Annotated in this window: 2 protein-coding genes and 1 CRISPR repeat array; both genes read left to right on the top strand. The window is 35.2% G+C overall.

Features of this window, described 5'->3' with window-relative positions:
• A partial coding sequence (cas1b, locus tag U9P79_07265) for a type I-B CRISPR-associated endonuclease Cas1b (protein MEA2104421.1) occupies positions 1-990 on the top strand: 990 nt, incomplete at its 5' end.
• 2 nt (positions 991-992) lie between these two features.
• Positions 993-1,274: a CRISPR-associated endonuclease Cas2 gene (cas2, locus tag U9P79_07260; protein MEA2104420.1), complete on the top strand. Its 282-nt coding sequence runs from the start codon at positions 993-995 to the stop codon at positions 1,272-1,274.
• Between the two features lie 128 nt (positions 1,275-1,402).
• Positions 1,403-2,494: direct repeats of the CRISPR family, unit length 30 nt; unit sequence CTTTTAATCAGACCAGAATGGAATTGAAAC.
• Between the last annotated feature and the right edge of the window lie 48 nt (positions 2,495-2,542).

Below are 2,542 nucleotides of genomic sequence, written 5' to 3'. Positions count from 1 at the left end.
ATGAAACAATCTTTATATCTTTTTTCAAATTGTACGATTAAAAGGAAAGATAACACCCTGATGTTTGACATCGACGGAACAAAAAAATTCCGTCCTGTTGAAGCTGTTGCTGATATTTTCCTTTTCGGTGAACATACCCTTAATACAAAGTTGCTGAATTTCTTGGGGCAGCAAAAAATTCCTGTTCACATATTTAATTATTATGGATTTTATTCCGGTTCCTTTTTCCCAAGAGAACAGTACCTTTCCGGGCATGTCACAATCAGTCAGGCAAAGCATTATCTTGATAAAGAAAAAAGAATGATTCTCGCCTATGAGTTCTTGAATGCAGCGGCTTCAAACATTCTTACAAACTTGACTTATTACAATAACAGAGGAAGAGATGTCGGTGAAAAGATTCTGCAGGTAAAAGAATTGAAAAAATCATTAAAAGCAGCAGATTCAATTTCATATTTAATGGGCATCGAAGGAAATATCAGGGATTTGTATTATTCTGCCTTTAACGAAATTGTTCAAAATAAAATCGAATTTGAAAAACGTGTAAAAAGACCTCCTGATAATTTTATCAATTCACTGATTTCTTTTGGCAATTCTCTTGTTTACACATCGATTCTGTCTGAAATTTACAGAACCCAGCTTGATCCTACTGTCAGTTTTCTCCATGAGCCTGGATACAGGCGTTATTCCCTTGCACTTGATATATCGGAAATTTTCAAACCCATCATCCTTGACAGAATGATTTTCACCATGATCAATAAAAATGAGTTAACTGAAAAAGATACTGAAAAAGATCTTAACTACTGCTATTTGAAAGATAAAGGCAGGATGAAATTTTTAAGAAAATATGATGAAAGACTGAAAACAACTGTTAAACATAAAAATCTTAATCGCTATGTTTCTTATAAAAGACTTATCCGGCTTGAGTGCTATAAAATCGTTAAACATATTATTGGTGAAGAAAAATATACCGGCTTTAAAATGTGGTGGTAATCATGTATGTAATCGCAATGTACGACATAAATACAGAAACAAAGGCCGGCCGGAAGAGGTTAAGGCAGATTTTTAAATTAATGAAAAAATATCTTATCCGAATTCAAAATTCAGTCTTTGAAGGAGAACTTACCAAAGCAAAATTTGAAAAAATGAAATTAAAAGTTAAGGATCTTATTGATAATACGATTGATTCAGTTATATTCTTCAAAAGCCGTGATATTAAATGGATGGATAAAGACATATGTGGCTTTGAAAAAGATAACACTGATAATTTTTTATAAACATCTGCTCTTTGGCGATTTGTAAAAAACCGTCAATCTCCCTATGATTTTACATCATTGGAGGTTGACGGAAAAATCAGACCGATTAATCAGTATAACTGATTAATTTTATATTATTTATTGGACGGCTTTTAATCAGACCAGAATGGAATTGAAACATGGAATTAGATTATTTCCGTCAAAAACTTGAACGCCTTTTAATCAGACCAGAATGGAATTGAAACTTATGCCACCAGGATGCGGGGCCTGAACCAGTTAGTCTCTTTTAATCAGACCAGAATGGAATTGAAACAGATATACTGATGCCTGTGGACGGCCTAATAGCTCGAACTTTTAATCAGACCAGAATGGAATTGAAACAGTTGGTAAGGCTGCTGGAAGTGTAATGAACAGGCTGGCTTTTAATCAGACCAGAATGGAATTGAAACTACTTACATTAAACATTTTAGATTCATTATTAACTTCTTTTAATCAGACCAGAATGGAATTGAAACGGCAATAGAATTGTTCAGCCAGGCAAATACAAAAAACCTTTTAATCAGACCAGAATGGAATTGAAACGAATTAAGACCAGCATTAATCATTGTACCTGCCAGCCTTTTAATCAGACCAGAATGGAATTGAAACAAAGCAAAATCAACTGAACACGTGTTACCGCCCTCTTTTAATCAGACCAGAATGGAATTGAAACAAACACGAAAAGTAATGGCAAGGTGGACGGAGAAGCTTTTAATCAGACCAGAATGGAATTGAAACATAAATCCCTCCGACCGCCGTTGCAGCAAGAGTGATCTTTTAATCAGACCAGAATGGAATTGAAACCGGCAGATCCGGGAGCCTGGCACATGCACAGTGAAACCTTTTAATCAGACCAGAATGGAATTGAAACAGTCTAAAGGCAAAAGCCGTTCTTGCTTTAAAAACTGCTTTTAATCAGACCAGAATGGAATTGAAACTTCTGGCCCCATCCATTCAACAATCTCCGATTTTTTACTTTTAATCAGACCAGAATGGAATTGAAACCACAGGGCACTTGTGGGGAAATCTGCCGAGTCTGCTTTTAATCAGACCAGAATGGAATTGAAACCGATATCAGCTGCTAACTGATACCGATTTTCCTTTTCTTTTAATCAGACCAGAATGGAATTGAAACGAAGGGGCACGGTCTAAGATAAAATAAGGAGGGAAAACTTTTAATCAGACCAGAATGGAATTGAAACTGATATAGCTCAGACAGTTATTCGATATTATCGAAACCTTTTAATCAG

It is taken from the genome of Candidatus Cloacimonadota bacterium (assembly GCA_034661015.1).
Taxonomy (GTDB): domain Bacteria; phylum Cloacimonadota; class Cloacimonadia; order JGIOTU-2; family JGIOTU-2; genus JAYEKN01.
Note: the sequence above shows the minus strand (reverse complement) of the source record. Positions and strands in the feature narration are given on the sequence as shown.

Bases quoted from the DNA above. Each gene is read 5' to 3' on its own strand.
- cas2 (MEA2104420.1), top strand. From the start codon at position 993: ATGTATGTAATCGCAATGTACGACATAAATACAGAAACAAAGGCCGGC.